The organism is Microcystis sp. BLCC-F209 (genome assembly GCF_041928595.1).
Lineage (GTDB): Bacteria > Cyanobacteriota > Cyanobacteriia > Cyanobacteriales > Microcystaceae > Microcystis.
The window spans coordinates 1-2,893 of record NZ_JBHFLL010000339.1 but is presented as its reverse complement, the minus strand read 5'-3'; the positions used below and the strand labels follow the sequence as shown (position 1 = coordinate 2,893).

3 protein-coding genes and 1 pseudogene are annotated in these 2,893 nt (G+C 42.4%); 2 read left to right on the top strand and 2 right to left on the bottom strand.

The genetic code is table 11. The features are described from left to right. Positions 1 to 460: 460 nt before the first annotated feature. Positions 461 to 673 carry a regulatory protein SipA gene (sipA, locus tag ACE1AQ_RS22860; protein WP_008201130.1) on the bottom strand — a complete coding sequence of 71 codons (213 nt, stop codon included), beginning with the start codon at positions 671 to 673 and terminating at the stop codon, positions 461 to 463. A 189-nt stretch (positions 674 to 862) separates the two neighbouring features. Between sipA and ACE1AQ_RS22855 the strand changes: the two genes are divergently transcribed. Together ACE1AQ_RS22855 and ACE1AQ_RS22850 are read left to right on the top strand one after the other, a co-directional pair. Then, the gene (locus ACE1AQ_RS22855; RefSeq protein ID WP_110545953.1) at positions 863 to 2,020 is read left to right on the top strand and encodes a PEP-CTERM sorting domain-containing protein; all 1,158 of its coding nucleotides are present in this window, start codon (positions 863 to 865) and stop codon (positions 2,018 to 2,020) included. Between the two features lie 114 nt (positions 2,021 to 2,134). After that, on the top strand, positions 2,135 to 2,410 hold the full coding sequence (locus ACE1AQ_RS22850; RefSeq protein ID WP_008201127.1) for a hypothetical protein: 276 nt from the start codon (positions 2,135 to 2,137) through the stop codon (positions 2,408 to 2,410). Positions 2,411 to 2,527: 117 nt separating this feature from the next. Here the strand turns inward: ACE1AQ_RS22850 and ACE1AQ_RS22845 are convergent. Further along, positions 2,528 to 2,893 (bottom strand): annotated as a pseudogene (locus tag ACE1AQ_RS22845) (hypothetical protein); the annotation flags it as partial.

Sequence of the window (2,893 nt, the reverse complement as noted above, 5' to 3'; positions counted from 1 at the left end):
TATTTACAGAGTTTTATGTGTCAACATATCAGCTATGTACACTGGTTTAGGAAAATTGTCTATTCAATCTGAAAAATGGCGTTCTGGGGTTGTCATGTTCTTAAATGTAAAGTTTTGTTACGAGATTCAACATTTCTGCTTTATATATTTTTGCATTCCCCAAGATGTTTTGACGAAAAAGCTTCATTGTAGAAACTACTATTGAGAACATTTTCAATAATTGATTTTTTCTGAGAAAACAAATTACAATTCTTCCCATTGATGAAAATCGATCCTTGTAGCTACAATCTTTACTGGCAAAAGGTTGTAAGCAATGTATTAGTAAAAATTATCAATTGAATGTTAAGAAGTGCGGAAGGTGGGATTTAATCATCCAAGCAGGCAGTTCCTGGCAGCCAATGACCGATGGTTTTACCTTGGTTAAAAGTTGTCTTGACTTCGATGCACTTACTTAACTGGTTTAAATAGCTTCTAAATATTTGCTATCGAGCAGAAATGAGCCTCGATCGAATTTTACACCCCAATAACCCCCCGGCCGGCGATCGATTACCGTGCCTATATCGTCGATATCGAGCAGATCCGGCGGCCGTAACATAGGCATAGGATCGGCGGTTTTCAGGTAAGGGGGAATGGCAATCAGACGGACTTTTCCCCCGATGCTAATTTCACTCATAGTACTGGCTAGATGCGATCGTTACATAACATCCCAACTTAGCATATTTCAAATCATTCTCAAGATAGATTCCCCAGGGAATAGGTGTTGTGTAAGCTGTTGCCATCCTCCTTTGGCGTTGGGTTGGGCTGTTGCCTGACCTAGCGGCGAGGGGATAATCGCAATACGAAATCTGCTAGAGCAATAATCATGAAAATCACTCATAAACTCTTGTTCTCTTCCTGGCTCTTACTGGGTGTCACGGTGGCCCCATCCCAAGTATTGGCAGGACCATTTAACTCCCCCGGTCCCTTTGTCGATCCCAGTGGAAAGGAGGTACCATTTCCCCCTCAAGTTCCAGGAAAGGAGTATTCTGAAGATCCAGACAGGAATGGAAATCCCTTACATACCCCTAATCCTGGTCAAGTAATTGCCTGGGATGGCACAGGTGGGACAACCAACACGAGTAACTTTTTAACTCTTTGGAATCCTCAATCTGGCATTGCAGCACCCGATCCTTTCCAAGTCGATGCCTTGGCTAACCGGAAGGATTTACTCTTCTATGAAGTGATCGAAGATTTAGTTCCACTCGTGTTTTCGACTGGGTTGCCCGGAGGACCGCGCACGGCTTTCGATAACTACATCTTCTATGAACGTCCTAACCATAAAGTACTTTTGCCTTTCCCGTACAAAGAGATAGGAGTGTGGGCGACACCAGCACAAATCAACCAAGTTGAACCAAATAACGTAGAAGGTTTAGAACTTTGGGCACCTGTTCAAGATCCGACAGTGCCTTTAGAAGATAGAGTCAACAGTGTACTGCTAAACGGTCCTGAACTACCTGTAGATGATGCTAACCGTTACTCCCTTTTGGGCGATCCTCTGGGATGCAGTGTATTCAAGAGTAATGGCGATTGTCTCTTCCTTAAAGCGGATATCGCCGCTGCAATCACTCCTCTTTTTCCCGGTTTAGATATCACTGATGCGAAGATTGACCTTGATGGACTGATGACATGGGAAAACGACATCCTCTTTAGCCTCAAACCAATCGATGGAGATAACGATGCCATTATTACTGACAACGATCCCTCAAAAGACTTAGATGGTGGGGAGATCTTTGTTTGGCTATCAACTGAACCTTCAGCGAAGTTTCTCATCCACGGTGGACACGTCTGGGATACAGCTTTCAATGTCAAGGACACAGTAGAGTTCTGGACGGGATTAGAGGTAAATGAGAACATTGACGCACTCGAAGCTGTCGCCGTTCCCGAACCCTCTACATTCCTCAGCTTATTAACCCTCGGCACTCTCGGTGCAGCTTCAACCCTGAAGCGCAAACTAAAATCATCCAAAACATCAGAAAACTAAACCACAAAAGTAGGCTAAATTGCTTACCAAAGTGTAATTAATGTCCCTTCATTCAGTCAGTTGAGGGGGTTTATTGTATAATAGGGACATAATTAAATCAAGAGGATTTTGGTTATGCAACAGGTGACGATTGAGCTACCCACCACCATAATTAATGCTCTAGCCGCCTACAATCAAGAGCATAAGGTATCTTCTTCTGATACAGTACAAACGGCTATAGAATCATTTTTAATAGCGAAAGGCTATTTATCCAAACCGAAAAAATCTTTTCACTTATCTCCCGCACCCAAAGGAAGTGGCTATACTGACACATCCATCAATCATGACGCTGTTTTAGCCGAATTTACTCTGTCCCATAAATTACCTCGATTACATAACAATCACATTTAGGAACTATTCTGACTTCTGCTAAGTACCTAAGCAAAATTAATTACACATATCTAACCACCTCTTGCCTCTTGCCTCTTGCCTCTTGCCTATCTTCACTAGGAAATTAATTTTGCACGACTACTTATGCGCTCCTCTACTCTTGTCGGCAAGGCAATTGAAGTCCGGTGATAGTTTGACTATTCCTTGCCTAAGACCTACTTTGCTTATAGCTTGAATCGTGTAAACTAAGAGATTTCGTCCTTTTTTTGGCTCCTTATAGCCAGGGATTTTGGGTTTTCCCAGAAATTTATCGGGGTGACTTTTAAACTCCGATGAAGCGGCAAAAAATGATTGCCAGTTCCGGTCTAATCCTCTTAAAACTTGTTGGGAAACTTTAGCGGGTAAAGCTTGATACTGTTCTGTCTTTTTCATCAGAGAGGCCATCTGATTATAGGTCAAATAGCCATGACCATAAATGAAGTTTTGTCGGATTAAATAATTGGC